At 61.1% G+C, this 19,085-nt stretch carries 11 protein-coding genes; 3 read left to right on the forward strand and 8 right to left on the reverse strand.

Annotated features, from left to right (window positions below; all coding sequences use genetic code 11):
• Positions 1–7: 7 nt before the first annotated feature.
• The gene (glpK, locus tag P0D52_RS12275) at positions 8–1,501 is read right to left on the reverse strand and encodes a glycerol kinase GlpK (protein WP_394692940.1); all 1,494 of its coding nucleotides are present in this window, start codon (positions 1,499–1,501) and stop codon (positions 8–10) included.
• Positions 1,502–1,592: 91 nt separating this feature from the next.
• On the opposite strand from glpK, the gene P0D52_RS12280 reads away from it, so the two are divergent.
• Entirely contained in the window at positions 1,593–2,510 is a 918-nt protein-coding gene (locus tag P0D52_RS12280; RefSeq protein ID WP_394692941.1) for an alpha/beta fold hydrolase, read from the forward strand.
• A gap of 10 nt (positions 2,511–2,520) precedes the next feature.
• Here P0D52_RS12280 and P0D52_RS12285 read toward each other — a convergent pair whose 3' ends face one another.
• Together P0D52_RS12285 and P0D52_RS12290 are read right to left on the reverse strand one after the other, a co-directional pair.
• Positions 2,521–5,751 carry an amidohydrolase family protein gene (locus P0D52_RS12285; RefSeq protein WP_394692942.1) on the reverse strand — a complete coding sequence of 1,077 codons (3,231 nt, stop codon included), beginning with the start codon at positions 5,749–5,751 and terminating at the stop codon, positions 2,521–2,523.
• Positions 5,752–5,831: 80 nt separating this feature from the next.
• Entirely contained in the window at positions 5,832–7,031 is a 1,200-nt protein-coding gene (locus tag P0D52_RS12290; protein ID WP_394692943.1) for a methionine gamma-lyase, read from the reverse strand.
• A gap of 94 nt (positions 7,032–7,125) precedes the next feature.
• Between P0D52_RS12290 and P0D52_RS12295 the strand changes: the two genes are divergently transcribed.
• The gene (locus tag P0D52_RS12295) at positions 7,126–7,590 is read left to right on the forward strand and encodes an Lrp/AsnC family transcriptional regulator (protein WP_394692944.1); all 465 of its coding nucleotides are present in this window, start codon (positions 7,126–7,128) and stop codon (positions 7,588–7,590) included.
• Here P0D52_RS12295 and P0D52_RS12300 read toward each other — a convergent pair.
• Positions 7,580–11,239 carry a M1 family aminopeptidase gene (locus P0D52_RS12300; protein WP_394692945.1) on the reverse strand — a complete coding sequence of 1,220 codons (3,660 nt, stop codon included), beginning with the start codon at positions 11,237–11,239 and terminating at the stop codon, positions 7,580–7,582. The two genes, P0D52_RS12295 and P0D52_RS12300, sit on opposite strands and share 11 nt — an antisense overlap.
• Before the next feature lie 25 nt (positions 11,240–11,264).
• Positions 11,265–12,152, reverse strand: coding sequence for an ABC transporter ATP-binding protein (locus P0D52_RS12305; protein WP_394694793.1), 888 nt, complete (start codon positions 12,150–12,152; stop codon positions 11,265–11,267).
• A gap of 220 nt (positions 12,153–12,372) precedes the next feature.
• Between P0D52_RS12305 and P0D52_RS12310 the strand changes: the two genes are divergently transcribed.
• Positions 12,373–13,602, forward strand: coding sequence for a DUF418 domain-containing protein (locus P0D52_RS12310; protein ID WP_394692946.1), 1,230 nt, complete (start codon positions 12,373–12,375; stop codon positions 13,600–13,602).
• Here the strand turns inward: P0D52_RS12310 and P0D52_RS12315 are convergent.
• The 3 genes from P0D52_RS12315 to P0D52_RS12325 are packed head-to-tail and all read right to left on the reverse strand — an operon-like array spanning position 13,599 to position 19,055.
• On the reverse strand, positions 13,599–16,847 hold the full coding sequence (locus P0D52_RS12315; protein ID WP_394692947.1) for an error-prone DNA polymerase: 3,249 nt from the start codon (positions 16,845–16,847) through the stop codon (positions 13,599–13,601). The genes P0D52_RS12310 and P0D52_RS12315 overlap by 4 nt on opposite strands.
• Positions 16,844–18,424: a Y-family DNA polymerase gene (locus P0D52_RS12320; protein ID WP_394692948.1), complete on the reverse strand. Its 1,581-nt coding sequence runs from the start codon at positions 18,422–18,424 to the stop codon at positions 16,844–16,846. The genes P0D52_RS12315 and P0D52_RS12320 overlap by 4 nt, the downstream gene beginning before the upstream one ends.
• Positions 18,318–19,055 carry an ImuA family protein gene (locus tag P0D52_RS12325; protein ID WP_394692949.1) on the reverse strand — a complete coding sequence of 246 codons (738 nt, stop codon included), beginning with the start codon at positions 19,053–19,055 and terminating at the stop codon, positions 18,318–18,320. Before P0D52_RS12325 ends, P0D52_RS12320 begins: the two co-directional genes overlap by 107 nt.
• Positions 19,056–19,085: the final 30 nt, after the last annotated feature.

A 19,085-nucleotide genomic window follows, 5' to 3' on the forward strand; every position in this document is an offset into this window, starting at 1 on the left:
GCCCGCGTCAAATCCCGGCCAGCGTTTGTTTGACCGCGGTCTGCCAGCCAATCCGTTGCCGGTCCCGGTCTGCCGCCCTGATATGCGGCTCAAACGCCTGATCGGCTTTCCAGAGTTTGCGGCCTTCTTCGAGCCCGCCGAAGAGATCTGCGCCCATTCCAGCAAGGAAAGCCGCCCCCCAGGCCGTTGTTTCCGTATTCACCGGGCGGACAACCGGCACATCACAGATGTCCGCCAGCCGTGACAGGAAACGATTATTATTCGCCATCCCGCCATCCACTTTCAGGCGCGCTGTGGGCACGCCATCGCGGGCCATCGCTTCGAGCAGGTCGGCGGTCTGATGCGCGGCGGCATCCAGCGCCGCCTGCGCGATTTCGGCACGCCCGGCACCGCGGGTCAGACCGACAATTGTGCCGCGGGCGTCAGCCGCCCAGTGCGGCGCACCCAAGCCGGCGAAAGCGGGCACGAGATAGACCCCGCTATCAGGATCGGCAGAGGCGGCAAGCGCCTCAATCTCGGAGGCTTTCGAAAACAGGCCCAGCCCGTCGCGCAACCATTGGACGGTTGCGCCAGCGGACAGGATGGAACCCTCCAGCGCAAACGTGGTCTGGCCCTCAATCCGCCAGCCAATGGTGGACAGCAGACGGTTTTCCGACGCCGCCATTTCGCCGCCCGTATTCATGATCAGGAAGGCGCCGGTTCCATAGGTCGACTTCACCTCGCCGGGTTTGAAACAAGCCTGACCGATGGCGGCCGATTGCTGGTCGCCGGCCATGCCGGTGATCGGCAAGGCCTCGCCAATCGTGGCTTTCAGGCTGGTGCCGAAGGCGGCGGCATTATCGCAGACTTCCGGCAGGCCGGACATCGGAACGTTAAACAGCTGACAGAGCGCCTCATCCCACTGCCCGGATTTCATATCAAACAGGGATGTCCGGCTGGCATTGCTGGCATCGGTCTTGTGAGACGCTCCACCAGTCAGCCGCCAGAGCAGAAAACTGTCAATCGTGCCAAAGGCCAGTTCGCCCTTGGCGGCGCGGCCGCGTGCGCCGTCCACGGAGTCGAGAATGAAGGCGAATTTCGTCGCTGAAAAATACGGGTCGAGCACCAGACCGGTCTTTTGCCGGACCATGGCTTCATGGCCGTCCGCGGCCAGCTTCTGACAGGTTTTCGCTGTGCGTCTGTCTTGCCAGACAATGGCATTATGGATCGGATCACCCGTCTCCCTGTCCCAGATGATGGCGGTTTCGCGCTGATTGGTGATGCCGAGGCAGGCCGTTTTCCAGCCTTTTGCCCTCGCATCCTTCAGCGCTTTTCTCGCTGTTGCGATAACCGTCGCCCAGATCACTTCGGGATCATGTTCCACCCAACCGGGTTTGGGATAGATTTGCGCAAATTCCTGCTGGGCCAGCGCGATGACCTCGCCTTTTCTGGAAAACACGATCGCCCGCGATGAAGTCGTTCCCTGATCAATGGCCAGAATAGCCGTCTTGTCGCTGAACATGCGCTCTCCCCGATTCCTGTCGGTTACGACTATAACTTGGCTGGCGCGTGCGAACAGAGCGCGATAGCGTTGCGGCAAAGAGAGGATGAGCATGGCCTTTACCAAACGGACACTGGAAAGCCCGACCGGCGCGCTTCTGGCGCTCTACGAGCGCGAGGCCGAGGGCGAAACCCGCGGTGTGGTTCACGACAATCACGGACTGGCCGAGCACGCCGCCCGCTATGAAGGCTTTGCCGATGCTCTGGCGCAGAAAGGCTGGGCGACGATTGCGCAGGATCATCGCGGACACGGGCTGACGACCGCGCCGGACGGCGAGCCCCGGCTCTACGCCTATGAAAATGGCTGGTCGAAAGTAATGGAAGACGCCGCTGCGGTGAATGCCGAGGCGCGCGAGAGACATCCGGGCCTTCCCATTGTTGTGTTCGGCCATTCCATGGGCGGTTCGATCTCGATGAATTATGCGATGCGGTATCCTGAGACCATTGCCGGCTGCGCTATCTGGAACGCCAATATCGACAAGAGCGCCGCGAGCCTGATTAAATCGGTGACCGGTCTTGGCCTGTTATTCTCGAAACCCGATCAGCCGGCCGGATTGATCGACAACCTGACCTTCAAGGCCTGGGACAAGAAGTTTAAATCCGACAGGCCGGAATCCGGTTGGCTGTCGCGGGACCTGGCCGAAGTGGACAAATATGTCGCTGATCCCTTGTGTGGCTGGACGGCCAGCTGGTCACTCTGGCGGGACTTTGCGAGCGGCATCTCCTATGCGGCAGACGACAGGAATCTGAAGCGGGTGCCCAAATCTCTGCCTTTCCACCTTGTCGGCGGTACGGATGATCCGGCGACGAATAACGCCAAAGCCATGGAAAAGCTCGGCGAGCGGCTCCGCGCGGCGGGGTATGGTGCGACGCAAGAAATCCTGGACGGCTTCCGGCACGAGACCCTCAATGAAAACGGCCGCGAAGCGGTGATTGAACGCTTCGCGGCCTGGCTTTCAAAGATCGGCTAAAGGAACCCGCTTACTCCCAGAAGTAAGCGCCCCGCTGCCGATCGCCGGTGACGGTCTCGTTCAGCGTTTCCGCTTCATAGAGACGGCCATTCAGCATGATCATCTCGATCTGATCCGAATTGCGCAGATCGGCGAGAATGTCGCCGTCGAGAATGACGAGATCGGCCAGTTTGCCTTCCTCGATCGAGCCGAGGTCATGGTCGAAACCGAGATGGCGGGCAGGGTCGATCGTTGTCGCCCGCAAGGCCTCGATCGGCGTCGCACCACCGCGCCCCAGCGACCACATCTCCCAGTGCGCCGCAAGACCCTCCTGCTGACCATGGGCACCGATCGCCATCGTGACGCCGCGGCGCGCCAACATCAGCGCCACGGTTGCCGCATCATCATCAACATAATCGTGTTCCGGCGCCCATGGACGGCGGATCGAGCCGCGTAGATAGGCGGGCGGCGCATGCCGCGACAGAATCGGGTGCTCCCAGATATTCATGCGCGAGCGCCAATAGGGGTCGCCAGCCAGGCCGCCATAAGTGACCACCAGGGTCGGGTTATTGGCGACCTGCGTTTGCGAGAACAGCTGAAGGACATCCTCATAGATCATTTCCACCGGAATATTGTGTTCGATGGACGTATTGCCGTCGGCGATCATGGACATGTCCATATGGTAGTTGGACCCGCCTTCGGCGACGACAATGACACCCGCTTCGTGCGAAGCCAGCACCACTTGCTGACGCTGTTCACGGCGCGGCTGGTTGTAGTTCTTGATGCCGTGAGCGCCCTGACTGGCGAGGCGGAAGACATGCTCCTCGGCATCAGACGCATCCTCGATACGGGCAAAGAAACCCGGCGCGCGAGCACCATAGACCACCTCGCCCGTTGAATAGGTGCGCGGCTGCAATTGCAGGCCGGCCCGCTGATACTCGCTGGCCGGGAAAATAGTGCTGGCCTGGCTGGACGGATCGAAGATTGTGGTCACGCCAAATGCCAGATGGGCCAGAGTCGACCAGTTCTCTTCGGGAATGATCTCGTCCGTGCCCTGCGGGCCGTGCGCGTGTGCATCGATCAGGCCCGGAATGATGGTGCGCCCCGTTACATCAACGTTTTGCGCGCCGGCCGGGATGTCCACCTCATCGGCGGTTCCGACCGCGACGATACGGTTGCCGTCCACCACGACAACGCCGTTCTCGATGATGCCGCCGTCTTCATCAGACATGGTGATGATACGGGCGCCGGTCAGAGCAACCACGCCGGTCGGCCGGTCGGCCTCGACCGTGATGGCCAGAGACCGGCCGGTTTCGGGCGGAGAGAACGCCTCGCGCTCCTCATCCTCGGCAGCTGGAGCATGGGGGATAACGTCCGCGATCGCAGCGGAATAGAGCACCGGCCCCATGGTCCAGTGAAGGCTTTCACTGCCCCCCGACCAGGACAGATAGGTCGCGCCGTTGAGCGAGACTTCCACAACCGGAAGCGCGGAAGCCGACATGCCGGCAGAGACTTCCTGCGGTCCCGGCGGCATGGGCATGACATAGGCATCGTAGTTTTCGCGGAAGGCGAGATAGCGGCCATCCGGTGAGACACGATAATCAGCGATCATGTCGGACTGGGCGTGAACGCGTTGCGCCTCGCCATTCATGTCGACGCTAACCAGACGGTTCTGTCCGCCTTCGAAAGTGGACAGGAAGAGCCGGTCATTCGACGCGCCAAATTGCGGCTCCGAACCGGAATCGGAGATACGGCGCATGTCGCCACCCGATGCCGGAACGGCGAAAATGCCGGTCGTTTCCGACCACTCACGCGCCGTCAGGAATCCACCCGAGCCTTTTTCGAACACGATGGTCTGACCATTCGGCGAGAAAACCGGACGGCGGTAATGACCGGGTTCGCTTGTCACAATGCGTTCGCCGCGGCCATTGGCATTCACGACGCGAATGGAGCCCAGCTCTTCATCATCCCAGGTCGCAAAAACGATGGAGCGGCCATCGCGCGACCAGGACGGGAAGAGTTCGCGATAGCTGCCATCATTGCGGGTCAGCGGGCGTGGATCACCGCCCGACGTATTGGCAATGTAGAGGCGGCCGAGCGTTTCGAACACGACCTGCGACCCATCCGGAGAGACATTCGCAAAGCGCGGCATGCGGGTTTCAAATGTTGCCGGGGCGACCTCGGTCTGCGGGCGCGGCGGATCGATGACTTCGCGGCTGTCATCCACTTCGAACGGGATGATCTGCGCTTCGCCCGATTCGACATTGACGCGGTTGATATGTCCTCCCGCCCAGAAGACGATGGAGTTTCCATCCGGCGTCCAGTCCATGTTCGGATACATGCCGTAAACGCCCCAGGTTTCCTGATTGTCCCGGTCGAGATCATCATAAATCATGCGCTCTTCGCCCGATCGCAGATCCTTCACCCAGAGCTGGGATTGCAGCCGGTCACGGCGGACAAAGGCCATGAAATTGCCATCCGGCGACGGTGCAGGACGGACAGAGCCGCCTGCGCCGGACACCGCGGTGGTGATTTCACCCGTCTCGAGCTCGTAGCGAAGGATATTGAACAGGTCGGTGTTGGAATCCTGCGCATAGATAAACGTGCTGCCGGAAGTGACGTTCTGCGTGTAATAGACATAGCGACCATCGGGGGAGAAAATCGGCTCGCCCAGTTCTTTCTGGAAGGCTTCGCTCGGGCGCTCGACCAGCTGAACGCCGCTGCCGCCGGAGATATGATACATCCAGATTTCACCGGCACCGGCAGAGCGCGATGTGGTGTAATGCTTGCGCGCCGCAATGAAGTCACCGGACGGATGCCATGTCGGATTGTTCAGAAGCCGGAAGCTTTCATTCGTCACCTGCCGGCGATCGGTACCGTCTGCATTCATGATCCAGATATTGTCGCCGCCTGCGCGGTCCGAGGTGAAGGCGATCATGGAGCCATCCGGCGAGAAACGCGGCTGGATTTCCCAGGGCAGGCCGGACGCGATATTCGTCGCCGGGCCGCCGGTAATCGGCATGGTGTAGATATCGCCGAGAAGATCGAACGCGATGGTCTGGCCATCAGGGCTGACATCGAGGCTCAGCCAGGTGCCTTCATCGACGCGGATCGGAATGAAGCGGGTCGGCATGGGCGGTGCCGCCACATCCCAGGGCCCCTCTTCTTCGGCGGCGGTGTCGGTCGCCGTGTCAGCCTCTTGTGCATAGGCAAGGGAAAAAGCGAGCGCGCTTGCGGTCAGCGCAGCAAAAGTGCGGAACATGATGCCTCCCCGGTATCATTCACTGGATAGATGCCGGGGACACTAGTGCGCGGTCAGATGACCGGCAAGTGACAGGACTGTCAGGCAGATAACGCCTGCGCGATGTCGGCCAGAATGTCCTCGACATCTTCCAGACCGACCGACAGACGGATCAGGCCGGGTGTAATGCCGTGCTCGGCTTGCTCCTCCGGCGTGTAGGTTGAATGCGTCATCGAGGCCGGGTGCTGGATCAGGCTCTCGGCATCGCCCAGGCTGACAGCCCGCTGGATCATGGTCAGACGGTTCATGAAGGTCATGGCCGCGTCTTTTCCGGCCTTCAGCTCGAAGGCGATCATGCCGCCGGGCAATTGCATCTGGCGCGCAGCCAGCTCGTATTGCGGGAAGCTATACAGCCCGGGCCAGGCGACACTGCTGACCTCCGGACGGGCTTCCAGAAACCGCGCAACAATCCCGGCGCTGGCCGAGTGTTCGCGCATGCGCAGGCCCAGCGTTTTCAGTCCGCGCAGGATCAGCATGGCATTGAAGGGAGCGAGCGCCGCCCCGGTCATGTCCTTCAGCCCGTAAAAGCGGATCTGATCCATGATTTCCTGCGTGCCACAGGCGAGCCCGCCGATCAGATCGCCATGACCGCCGAGATATTTGGTGGCCGAATGCACCACCACATCCGCGCCCAGCGCAATCGGCTGCGTCAGACACGGGCTGGCATAGGTATTATCGACAATGACCTGCGCGCCCGCTGCGTGCGCCAGCGTGGCGGTGCGGCGAATATCGATGATCCGCATGTTCGGATTGGCCGGGGTCTCGAAATAGACGATTTTCGGCCGGGATTGCAGCGCAGCTTCCAAAGCTGCCTCATCCGTCATGTCGACATGGCTGACGCGAACGCCAAACCTGGCGAGGCCGTGATTGAAGAAAGCGTAGGTGCAGCCATAGAGCGTCTTGTCGACGAGGATTTCGTCGTCCGGCTCAACGAGGCTCCAGAAAACCGCCGTGATCGCGCCCATGCCCGAAGCAAAGGCGACAGCCGCTTCTGCGCCCTCCAGTGACGCCATGCGGCGTTCCAGCAGGTCCACGGTCGGGTTGGATATCCGCGAATAGATATGGGCGGGCTGTTCACCGGAGAAAGCCGCGCCCGCCGATTCCACATCCGGAAAGGTGAAGGTGGAGGTGAAATGCACGGGCGGCGTGAGGGCACCACCCTCATCTGCCGGGTGATAACCTTCGTGAATAGCGCGGGTGGAAAACCCTTTTTCGCGCTTGATCTGACCCGAACCGTCCATGTCGACCTCCCATTTGCGATCAGATTAGCGCTTCCACATTGCCATGTGCTGCCGTATTCTGCTTCCAGATTATTTATTTGGAGCATTTTCTGCTATGAAACGCCTGGATCGTATTGATCGAAAAATCCTGATGGCGCTACAGTCGGATGGCCGGCTGACGAATCAGTCGCTGGCCGATCTGGTGGGCCTGTCTCCTTCGCCTTGCCTGAAGCGAGTGCGGGCGCTCGAAACGGCAGGGCTGATCCGCACCTATTTCGCGGAAATCGACCGCAAGGCGTGCGGGCTGGCGGTGACGGCCTTCGTGCGGATCCGGCTGAAGGATCATTCGCCGGACACGGTGGCGACATTCGAACGGAAAATCGCCGCCATCGACGCGGTAATCGAATGCCATCTGATGTCAGGCGGCGAGGACTATCTGCTGGAAGTCGTGGTTTCCGGCCATGACGGCTATGAGCGCTTCATGCGCGAGGAGTTGCATCCCGTGCCGGGCATTGGCGCGATCGAGACGAATTTCTCGATCAGCGCCATCAAGCACCGCTCGCCCTGCCCTATTCCGTAATCAGAGCTGCGGTCTCTGTCTCTCCGGTTTCTGCGCCTCCGGACTCGTCATCCTCTGCATCATCTTCAGCGCGCGGGGGCTGGATGATATTGTCGTCGGAGTTGCGATCGATCAGCTTGTTATAGGGATCAATGCCGACCCAGGCAGGCTCTTCATCGGTGATAATGGAGAGCGTCGTTTCCGCCTGATTGATGCGATGACGCTGGAAGTAGAGGATGTGATCCGTGCCTTCATTCACGGTGTCCGGACTGCGCATGAAGAGCCCGACATCAATGTCATAATCGATCGGTTCCTCGGTCTCGTTGCCTTCGCCATCTGCTTCATAAAGATGCGCATTCACAGTGAAGGTCGTCTCCCAGCGCCCGTCCTCGAGCTCTCGTCGTTCGGCCGTGTCCGTATCGATGGACAGATCGAACAGCATGATCCGCTCGAAGAAATCGTGGATGATCCGCTCATGTTCGGGCCCGGCTTCCTCGCGCAGGATACGAAGGAAATCCAGCGTCGTCGGATAGGGGTTGGACTGATACTGGAACTCTTCCACCAGCCGCGCCAACGCCCGGTTTACCGTGTCCTCGCCAATATAATCCTGCAGCGCATACATGATGACCGCGCCCTTGCGGTAATGGATGTGCTGTTGGTTCTCGACCCGGTAAAGCGGCAATTCCTCTCGGGTTTCATTTCCGCGCGCCGAGAGATAGCTGTCGAGCTCATACTTCAGGAAGCGGCGCATATGATCGTCGCCATATTCCTGCCGCATCACCATCAGGGCCGAATACTGGGCGAAGGTCTCCACCAGCATGGAGCCGCCTTGCACATTCGGCCCCATGATCTGGTGCGCCCACCACTGGTGCGCGGCCTCGTGCGCGGTGACGTAGTAGACATAGTCGATATTGTCTTCGTCGCGCAGGTCGGCGGTAAAGCCGATTGCCTCCGAATAGGCGATCGTGTTCGGGAAGGACTGGGCAAAGCTGGCATAGGCCGGGAATTCCAGCATGCGGTATTGCCGATACTGATAGGGGCTGATGTGCTCGCTCATATAGGCGAGTGAATCCTGTGCGCCCTGCATCATACGCTCGATATTCCAGTCATGCTCCGGGTGGTAGAAGACCTGGTAATTGATGCCCTCCTCTTCTTCTTCCAGCAACGCGTATTCGGCGGACATCCAGTTGAAGAAGTTGAGGCTTCGATCCTCCATCACGTATTCGAAATAATGCCGGCCGTCCTCGACCCAGTCGCGCTGGAGATAGCCGGGCGCGACCACCGTCTGGCCTTCATCGGTCGAAACGAGTGTGCGAAAGGTGACGTAATCCGAATCCTGACGGATATAGTTTTCGTCCCAATGCTCCTCGTCCTCGAGCGCGAAGGCCCGGTCGATGGGCGGCAGATCCTGCCGGCGGCGCACCGCCGGATCCTGCAGGAGGAAACCGCGATTGAAGCCGATGGATGGTGCGAATTCCCCATTATTGAAGAAGGTGCCGTTGAAATTGACCGAGCTGACATTCCCGGAATTGCGGAATCCGGGATTGGCGACTTCGACCTCGAAACTGAGCGTGCGCGTTTCACCCGGCTGCATCGGGGTTTCCAGCTCAAAGGCGTATAGGTTGACCAGCTCGCTGCGCAGTTCCGCGCCATCGCCATCGAGCGACTGGTTCAGCACCTCTGCCGACCCGTAGGATACCCAGACCACGGGAATGGCCTCGCTCGTATTATTGACCAGCGTATTCGTGCCCGAGGCAGTGTAGCGGCGCTCTCTATTGTAGATGTCGACGGTGTATTCCACATCCGTAATGGTCGGCTGGGGCAAGCCTTCCAGCTGGTCGCGCCAATCGCGTTCGAACTCGGCGGTCTGACGTTCCACCTGTGGGCCGGTCGTATAATCGTTCAGGACAACCGTGTTGTAATAGATCCAGCTTCCCGAACCGATGGCCACCAGAAGCGCTGCGGCGGCAAGGCCTGCGGTGGGCGCGTTGAAAGCGCCGGGCAAAGACCGCAGCCGCTGCCAGATCGGCGCCAGCGCGCCGCGATTGAACATGACCGCTGCAACAAGAAACAGAAAGAGGGAAATGGCCGCCCAGTAGAGGTGGAACCACATCTGAATGCCAAGGAAGTGCCCATACTGATTCATGTCGGAATAGGGATTTATCGACACGAAGGGGAAAAGGTAGAGATTGTGGGCTAGCCCGATATTGGGCAGCACAAATGCGGTGATAATGAAAAGCGCGCCCATGGCCGCAATGCCGACCCATTTGTTGTTGCTGACCACTTGCAAAAAGATCGCGACCATGGACAGGAAGGTCAGAGGAATGGCCAAGTCCACCAGGGTTCTAATGGCGTATTGGTCCAGTTCCAGACTTGTGTAACCCCGGATCAGCTGGGCGGTGATCGTGATCAGCACCGCAACCATCAAAAGACCGCCGATAACGGCCATCATGCCGATCAGTTTGGCGGTCATGAAGACCCAGCTGGGCGTGGGTGACGCATCGACGATTTCCGAGAAGCGAACAGTCCGCTCCCGCCAGATCAGTTCCGATGCATAATAGATGATGACGACGAGCGGAATCAGCACGAAGCCCCCTATCATGCTGAACACCATCACCCGGGTCAGCGGATAGCTGGGCGTCCCATAGACCGGCGCGATCAGGAAGACATTCACGCTCACAAGCAGCACGCCGAGGGCCAGCAGAACCCAGAATCCGATATTGAAAATAACGCCTTTAACCTCGAAATCCACACGCGCCCAGAATTGGGCCCAGGCCGCCTTTTCGGGCGTCGGTGTGGCTTTCGGCAACTCGATTTCCGTCGGTACAAAAGGCGTTTCCGCGCGGCGTATCTTCTTTCCGCCAAGCCGGGCATTGCCGCTGCGGAAAGAGAAAATGACAACATTGAAAATGAAAAGCGCGATGGCGACGCTCATCCAGATCAGGCGGTTCTGGAGAAAAATGCCTTCCATCGGGATCAGGCGTGTATTCTGTTCGGCGGCGGTCCAATAGCGTGTGACATCCGCCAACGCATTGCCGCCGAACGGATCTGTCAACGCCGCCAGGGTCCGCCATTCCGGCTGGGAATCGAGGAATCCACCCACCACATTGAACACGAACAGGCCCAGCAATCCCACCCAGGTGATGACCAGAGACCGGCTCAGATTGGCGATCGTGAACAGGATCATGCCAATGATGAACATGTTCGCGACGCCAATTACCAGATAGGGGTAGAGGTAATATTCCACGCGGAAGGGACCGATGGATTCCGGGTCTACCCACGGCATCAGGGACCCAACGAGATTGCCTAATGGAAGACTGAAGATGACCAGTGCCGTGACCGCAAAGCCGCCGAGAAACCGGCCCAGCAGGTAGTCTCGTTCACGCACAGGCGTGGAATAGAATAGCTCGTAAGTGTTGAAGCTGCGATCTCGCAGGATACCGCTGGCCAGAAAGACAATCGGGATGATCATTCCGAACAGCGAGAACACCAGAATGTTCAGTGAAATCGCGAACGGTGAATTGGCATGAACCGTCGCACTGTCTCCAATCTGGATTTGGTCGGAGGCGGCGGCGCCGAACACGAACAGAAAGAAAATGGCAAAAATCCAGAAAAAGGCCGGGGCCATAATCTGATAGCGAAATTCGAAGCTGGCGATTTTACCGAGCATGACAGGACTCCTTTGTGCTCGGGGCTTACGCCGCTTCGGCTTCTGCGCGGCCGGATGTGATCGTCGAGAAGTAGACGTCTTCCAGATCAGGCGCGATGGCTTCGAAACCTTCTCCCGGATTTTCGTCTGCCTCGACATGGACCAGAACCTCGCCCTGGGTCAGGCGCATCGAAATGACATTGTATCTGGACCGGTAGGCTGGCAGCTCCGCCTTCGAAATCCGCTTCTTCCAGACCTTGCCGTCGAGACGGGTGATCAACTCGGCCGGCGCGCCTTCCGCCGCGATCTGACCCTGATTGAGAATGGCCATCCGGGGGCAGAGATCGGCGACATCTTCCACAATGTGGGTGGAGAGGATGACGACGACATTCTCGCCGATCTCCGACAGGAGGTTGTGGAAACGGTTGCGTTCTTCCGGGTCGAGACCGGCGGTGGGTTCATCCACGATGATGAGCTGCGGATCGCCGATCAGGGCCTGGGCGATACCGAAACGCTGGCGCATGCCGCCGGAATAGGAGGCGACGGCTTTCTTGGCGACCTTGGCGAGGTTTGTCTGCTCGAGCAGGCCTTCGACCACGCGCTTTCTTTCCTTGTTGTCGGAAATGCCCTTAAGGATGGCGAGATGGTCCAGCATGGCGCGGGCCGACATGCGCGGATAGACGCCGAAATCCTGCGGCAGGTAGCCGAGCTGCGAGCGAAGCTTTGCCGGGTGCTTGAGAACATCGATCCCGTTGAAATCGATCGAGCCCTTGTCGGCATTCTGAAGCGTGGCAATGGTCCGCATCAGCGTGGATTTCCCGGCCCCGTTCGGGCCCAGCAACCCAAACATACCTTTCGGTATGCTCAACGACACATCGTCCAGCGCCTTGACGCCATTGCCATACGTCTTCGAAAGATTCCTGATTTCCAACATGATTTCCGCACCGCGTCGAAACGCGGCGTCCCTCGCCTGCCCTGTTCGATCGACCATAGGGGATTTTCCCCTTTGAGCGCCAATGAACAGGAGTCCATGTTTCCGGAAAAGGGGGATGGTCTTTTGCACCGTCCCCCCGAATCCCCGGCGGACGATGGCATGAGTGATCCGTCAACTTTCATTGTCTAGGCAGGAAGGGTGAATGGGGCAGGGGACAAGTATGACCGATCAGCAGGCTGCACCGATTGGGTCGGGTGAGCGCATCACCGACCTCGATGTCTTGCGGGGATTTGCGCTCTTTGGCGTCTTCCTGGCCAATCTCGTCGGTATCGTCGTCTGGGGCTATGTGACGACAGAGGCCCAGCTGGAGGCCTCCACCATCCGCAGCCTCGACCGGCTCGTGCATCTTGCCGTGCGGATTTTTGTCGATGACAAGGCCAATACGCTGTTCGCCTTTCTGTTCGGTCTGGGATTCTATGTCCAGATGACGCGCCTTGGCGAACGGGGCGCGGGCTTTACCGGGTTATATGCGCGGCGTCTTCTGATCCTGATGGTGATCGGCGTCCTGCACATCACCTTCATCTGGTTCTGGGACATTCTGCACCTTTACGCCTTTCTGGGTTTCGCCCTGCTGCTGGTGCGAAAGGCGAGCGACCGGATGATCCTGTTCTGGGGCCTCATTCTGGCGATTTTCGGCCGGCTGGGGTTCAGCATGTTCGCCGAACTATCCGGCCTGTATGACACTGCCGTCTATGACGCACTGTCGTCTGACGCGGCGGTTCTGGAACGTCAGGCGCTCTCCGCCGCCGGAGACTACTGGGCGCTGGTTCAGGACTTCTGGCACGTAAACCAGGTTGATTATTTCAACGGGCCGATCATCGGTCTGGCGTTTTACACTTTTGGCCGCTTCCTGATCGGCATGTGGGTGGGGCGGAAACAATGGCTTCACCGCGCCGGAGATTTCCTGCCGGGCTTCCGCAATGTCCTGCTCATCGCTTTACCCCTTGGTCTTGGTCTGGAAATTCTCAACCAGTTTGGCGATGATATCGGCCTGCTGGGCGATAGTCTGGCCGGGGATTTCTTCGGTGAATTCCTGCACATGGTCGCGACACCCCTGATTGCGGCCGGTTATGTTTCGGCCATTGTGCTCGCCCTACGCACGGGATTGGGCGCGAGGCTTTTCGGAATATTTGCACCGGTCGGACGCATGGCCCTCACCAATTATGTGATGCAGAGCTTCATCATCGGCTTTGCCCTGTTCGGCATCGGGCCGGGCCTGGATCTGATGAGTCAGGCGACGGCAACGTCCGCCATGGCGATTGCGTTTGCCGGCTTTGCCTTCCAGATCGTGTTCAGCCATTTCTGGCTGAAAGCTTTCCATTTTGGCCCGCTGGAATGGGTCTGGCGTGCCCTGACCTATGGTAATCTGCCAAGGATGCGCCGGGTCTAGTGGAAATCCCGACTTTTCGGGATGATGCGGACCTGACGCGGGTGACGGGCCGCCGGCACACGATGATCATCGATCGGACGGCGCACCTCGTCGGCATGGGCCAGCGCATTGTCCAGCGCCCGGCTGGCATCTTCCGATAGCAGGGTCAGGTCGGCCGTGCGGTCGATGAGTTCCTCGGCGACAAGGTGGGTGACGCCTTCGGCTGATTGCACCCGCCCCTTCACCAAAAGGAGTCGCGCACCCATGACCACCGGACGATAGGTCTCCATCACGCGCGGCCAGACGACGAGATTGGAGACGCCGGTCTCATCCTCGACGGTGATGAAGCACACGCCCTTGGCCGAGCCGGGGCGCTGCCGCACCAGCACCACACCGGCCAGGCTGGCCCGGCTGCCATTGCGCAAATGATTGATCTCCTGCGTGGTCCTGATCCCCATATGTCCATAGGCCTGACGCAAAAACCGCATCGGGTGATCCTTCAGCGACAGGCGGATGGTCTGATAGTCCTGCAGGACATGTTCAGAACGCGGCATGTCCGGCAGCTGAACGGTGGCATCGGCGCCCTGCTCCTTCGCATCGGCGGCGGCAAAAAGCGGCAAGGCCATATCCTTGCTCTCCCCCCGGACCGACCACAGCGCCTGCCGCCGGTCGAGCCCCGCCGAGCGGAAGGCATCCGCAGCGGCCAGAGCCTCCAGAGGCGCGCGCCGCAAACCGGCCCGGCGCCGGATCGCGGCCGGGTCGTCATAGCCCTCTCCCCGTGCCTGCATCAGGCGTTCGGCATCGTCCCGGCCGAGCCCGTCAACGAGGCGCATACCCAGACGCACCGCGCAGGGCCAGGGCCCGCGACCGGCCGGCTCCAGCGTACAGTCCCAGTCAGAATGATTGACGTCCACATCCCGTACTTCGACATCATGATCGCGGGCATCGCGGACCAGCTGGGCGGGCGCATAGAAGCCCATGGGCTGGGAATTCAGGATGGCGGCTGCAAAGGCATCGGGCCGGTGGCATTTCATCCAGGACGAGACATAGACCAGAAGCGCAAAGCTGGCGGCGTGGCTTTCCGGAAAGCCGTATTCGCCAAACCCCTTCACCTGATCAAAACAGCGCCGGGCGAACTCGGCCTCATAGCCGCGTGTCACCATGCCGTTCACCATCTTCTCCTCATAATGCTGGATGGTGCCGACCTTGCGGAAGGTGGCCATGGCGCGGCGCAAACCATTGGCTTCGTCGGGCGTGAATTTGGCGGCATCAATCGCGATCTGCATCGCCTGCTCCTGAAACAGGGGGACGCCCTTTGTGCGGCCCAGTATCTGCTCCAGCTCATCCGCCGGACCGTGATCGGGTGAAGGCGAGGGAAAGACCACCGGCTCCAGACCGTTCCGCCGCCGCAAATAGGGATGCACCATATCCCCCTGAATGGGTCCGGGCCGGACAATCGCCACCTCGATCACCAGATCATAGAAATTGCGGGGCTTGAGCCGGGGCAGCATGTTCATCTGCGCCCGGCTTTCGACCTGAAACACGCCGACAGAATCCGCGGCACACAGCATGTCATAGGTTTCGGGATCTTCTGGCGGCACGCTGGCCAGGTCATAGCGCGGCCCACCATGCAGGGCGATGAGGTCAAATCCCTTGCGGATGCAGGTCAGCATGCCCAGCGCCAGCACATCCACCTTCATAATGCCGAGCGCGTCGATATCGTCCTTGTCCCATTCGATGAAGGTGCGGTCATCCATGGCGGCATTGCCGATGGGCACGGTCTCGATCAGCGGCCCCTGGGTCAGAACGAAACCACCCACATGCTGGGAAAGGTGACGCGGAAAACCGATCAGCTCGGTGGTGAGTTTTATCGCCCGGCGGATCATCGGGTTGGCCGGGTCCAGACCGGCTTCGGCAATGCGCTTGTCGGAGACGTCCTTGCCCCAACTGCCCCAGACCGTACCCGCCACCGCCGCGCCGACATCTTCCGACAGGCCCAGCGCCTTGGTCACTTCACGCACCGCCGAGCGCGGGCGGTAGGAGATGACGGTGGCGGTCAGGGCGGCCCGGTGGCGGCCATATCGGCGATAGACATACTGAATCACTTCTTCCCGGCGCTCATGCTCGAAATCCACGTCGATATCGGGCGGCTCGCGGCGCTCCTTCGACATGAAGCGTTCAAACAGAAGGCTGGATTTGTCGGGGTCGACACTGGTGATGCCGAGGCAGAAACAGACGGCAGAGTTGGCGGCAGAGCCGCGCCCCTGACAGAGAATGTCCTGCGAACGGGCCCAGGCGACAATGTCATTCACGGTCAGAAAATAGGTCGCGTAATCCAGCTCCCTGATCAGGGCGAGTTCCTTGTCGATCGCGGATTGCACGCGTTGCGGCACGCCTGCGGGATAGCGGGCCTTTGCGCCTTCGCGCGTCAGATGTTCCAGATGCCGTTGCGGAGTCGTTCCGGGGGGCACCGGCTCATCCGGGTAATGATAGGCCAGCTCATCGAGGGAGAACCGGCAACGGCCGGAGATTTCCATCGTGCGATGCAGCGCCACCTCATGCCCGGCAAAGAGGCGCGCCATTTCCGCCGGGTGTTTGACATAGCGCTCGGCATTGGGTTCCAACAGGAAACCCGCCGTCTCAATCGTCTTACCCTCGCGGATACAGGTCATCACATCCTGCAAGGGCCGCCGGTGGGGGATGTGATAGAGGACATCATTGGTGGCCACGCCGGGCGTGCCGGTGCGATCCCCCAGCGCCATCAGCCGGGCAATCTGCTCCCGATTGCGGCCGCCATGACGAAAGCTCACCGCCAGATAGCATCGTCCCGGCCAGAGCGTTGAAAGCTCGGTCAGCCGGACTTCAAATGCCTCATCCACACGCCGCGGCGGCACGGCGATGAAAATCTGTCCTTCAGCGTGCGCCGCTACATCTTCCAGCGTGATGTGGCACTCGCCTTTTTTTGTTGTCCCCATCTTGCCATGGGAGAGGAGGGTGGAGAGGCGACCATAGGCAGCGCGGTCCATCGGGTAGCAGAGCAGGCTGAGCCCGCAAACGAGATCAAGCCGGCACCCCACCAGAAGTTTGAGGCCATGCTCCTTTGCCGCCAGATGGGCGCGTACGACACCGGCCAGCGTGTTGCGATCACAAATCCCGATGGCTGACAGGCCAGAGGCGCGCGCTTGCAGGACCAGTTCTTCGGCATGGGAGGCCCCGCGCAGAAAGGAGAAATTGGTCGTGACCTGAAGCTCGGCATAGTCCGTCATGAGAAGAGTGCATGCACAAACCAGCGCGGATTTCCGCCCCGCCCATCCTGATACAGACCCTCGCGAAAGACCCAGTAACGGCGGCCCTCTTCATCCTCGACGCGGTAATAATCCCGGGCGCGGGCCTCGGCATTGAAAGTTCGCCACCATTCCGGGGCGATGCGTTCCGGGCCATCGGCGCGCTTGACCCGTCTTGGCACGCGCCGCCAGATAAAGCGGACGGGCGGGCCATCGGGCACTTCGGCCAGCACATCGACCGCTTCGGGCCGTTCCAGAAGGCGGGCCGGCCGATCGCTGCGCGGGGCCAGGACGGCGTCCTCCCAGTCTTCTTCCTGCCCCTCGAACACGGCGAGCGCTTCGGCACGGGCCGGATCATGGCTGGCAATGGCCCGCGGCATGCGGACACTTCCCTCCCCCAGCCGCGCCGTCAGCCGGTCCGCCAGAGCAGCGAGCGCCACACGATCAACCGGACCGGGCGCCAGCTCCGCCGAAAGGGGCCGGGCCTCGGTTTCCAGCGTGTCGGGCCGGGCCGCCGTCAGCGCCAGAAGGTCAATGCCGAAGCCGGGATCAATCTTTTCAATCCGGTCCCGGAAGAGGCGGAGAATATGCGCAACATCACGCACGGGCCGCGCCGTCGACAGGGCGACAAAACTGGCGGATCCGTTCGAACGGAAGGCCGTCAGGGTGAAATCGCGCGCGCCACACCCATCCTGTTCAAGGTGGTCACACAGGGTTTCAGCGAGGCCTTCCAGGGCAGCGGTAATCCCCTCCCCGGAAATCAGCGGCTCGACGAAAGAACGCCGGGCGGCATAATCCGGCGGCGGCCGCAATGGCACCAGAGGTTCGGCATACAGTCCCAGCGCCTGATCGAGCCGGAAGCGGACCGCATTGGCCGCGTCCTTCGAGGCAAAACGGCGCGCCAGAGCCATGCGGTCAATGGGATAAAGCTGGCCAATCCGGGTCAGGCCGAAACGGCGCAAAAGGCGCTCGGCATTTTCGGTCAGGCGCAGGCCCGTCACCGGCAGATCCTTCAAGGCCGCCTCAACGGACTGATCACTACGGCAGACATTGACGCGGCTGTCGCCATGGCGCGCCAGTGCCCAGGCGGCCCCCGGCGTCGGGCCAGCCCCGAGACGGCAGGACAGACCGCCCGCCGCCATGCGCTCTCCGATATCATTGAGGAGCGCGCCCTCGCCGCCGAAAAAACGGGCGCAGCCGGTAATGTCCAGCCGCAGAGTGTCCATCCCGTCCACCGCCGACAGAGGCGTCCAGCGGGTGGCCCACAGGCCCAATGCTTCCAGCGCTGCGGCATCTGCGCCGCGATCAATCGGTTCAGCCTGCACATCCGGAGCGCGGGACTTGGCATCGGCAAACCGCAGGCCCGGACCAATGCCCAGGCGGGTGGCGGACGCATTCGCCGCCGCGACACGCAAACCCGTCACGCCCTGCTCGGTCAGAATGAAAGGGGGCTCATCCGGCTTTTCGGAATGGCAGGATATCGGCTGGCCGCGCCGGGCGCGCCGCAGCCGGTCCATCGACCAGTCCGGAAACCAGACGCAGGCATAGCGTCTCATCATCAAACTCCAGATCAAATTGGCGGCCCGCCTGTCCGGGGGCTGTGCGGCAGCGTTCCAGCCGGGCGGTCCAGCGGGGAGAGCCGGGCGCGCGCGCATCAAACAGGTTGGGGGTAGATGGCGCAGGCGATATACGCCAGCGGGCATGGGCCGCGGTCGCGCCCTGACGATTATGCGGCAAGAGCAGGAGGGCGGGCGTGCCGCCGGCCTCGCTGGCCATGATCAGACGGCGCGTCGCGGTAAAACTGGCGCTTCTGGCTTCGGTGATGACGGTGGACACCGCCCCGGACCTGATGCCCTCCTCGGTCGCCATCAGGGCCTCCATGGAGGATCCGACATCGACAAAAACAAAGCGCGCCGGGTCGAGCCCGAAGGCCGCGGCCCCCAGACCCGTCACCCGCCCCTGATCCATGACCAGGGCGCGCTCGCGGATCCACAGCCAGATGCCGGGCCGGGCGGTTTTCAGAGCCGAAAGCGCAAATCCCGCTGCCGCCCCGGCATCGCCATAGGCGGCTTCGGCAATTTCATGCACGCCCTCGCGCGCCAGTCCGAAGGGGAAGGCGGGGGTCGCGGCATCGTCGCGCAGCCCGGAAGCGGGCCGCACGAGGCTTTGAAGACCTCTCTTATTGATCATATGTTCCAGTTTTGTTCCAGAACAGAAAAG

This window comes from Hyphobacterium sp. (assembly GCF_043584775.1).
Classification (GTDB): Bacteria; Pseudomonadota; Alphaproteobacteria; order Caulobacterales; family Maricaulaceae; genus Hyphobacterium.

Coding starts and splice junctions, on each gene's coding strand:
- glpK (WP_394692940.1), bottom strand. CDS start 1,501: ATGTTCAGCGACAAGACGGCTATTCTGGCCATTGATCAGGGAACGACT.
- P0D52_RS12280 (WP_394692941.1), top strand. CDS start 1,593: ATGGCCTTTACCAAACGGACACTGGAAAGCCCGACCGGCGCGCTTCTG.
- P0D52_RS12285 (WP_394692942.1), bottom strand. CDS start 5,751: ATGTTCCGCACTTTTGCTGCGCTGACCGCAAGCGCGCTCGCTTTTTCC.
- P0D52_RS12290 (WP_394692943.1), bottom strand. CDS start 7,031: ATGGACGGTTCGGGTCAGATCAAGCGCGAAAAAGGGTTTTCCACCCGC.
- P0D52_RS12295 (WP_394692944.1), top strand. CDS start 7,126: ATGAAACGCCTGGATCGTATTGATCGAAAAATCCTGATGGCGCTACAG.
- P0D52_RS12300 (WP_394692945.1), bottom strand. CDS start 11,239: ATGCTCGGTAAAATCGCCAGCTTCGAATTTCGCTATCAGATTATGGCC.
- P0D52_RS12305 (WP_394694793.1), bottom strand. CDS start 12,152: ATGTTGGAAATCAGGAATCTTTCGAAGACGTATGGCAATGGCGTCAAG.
- P0D52_RS12310 (WP_394692946.1), top strand. CDS start 12,373: ATGACCGATCAGCAGGCTGCACCGATTGGGTCGGGTGAGCGCATCACC.
- P0D52_RS12315 (WP_394692947.1), bottom strand. CDS start 16,847: ATGACGGACTATGCCGAGCTTCAGGTCACGACCAATTTCTCCTTTCTG.
- P0D52_RS12320 (WP_394692948.1), bottom strand. CDS start 18,424: ATGATGAGACGCTATGCCTGCGTCTGGTTTCCGGACTGGTCGATGGAC.
- P0D52_RS12325 (WP_394692949.1), bottom strand. CDS start 19,055: ATGATCAATAAGAGAGGTCTTCAAAGCCTCGTGCGGCCCGCTTCCGGG.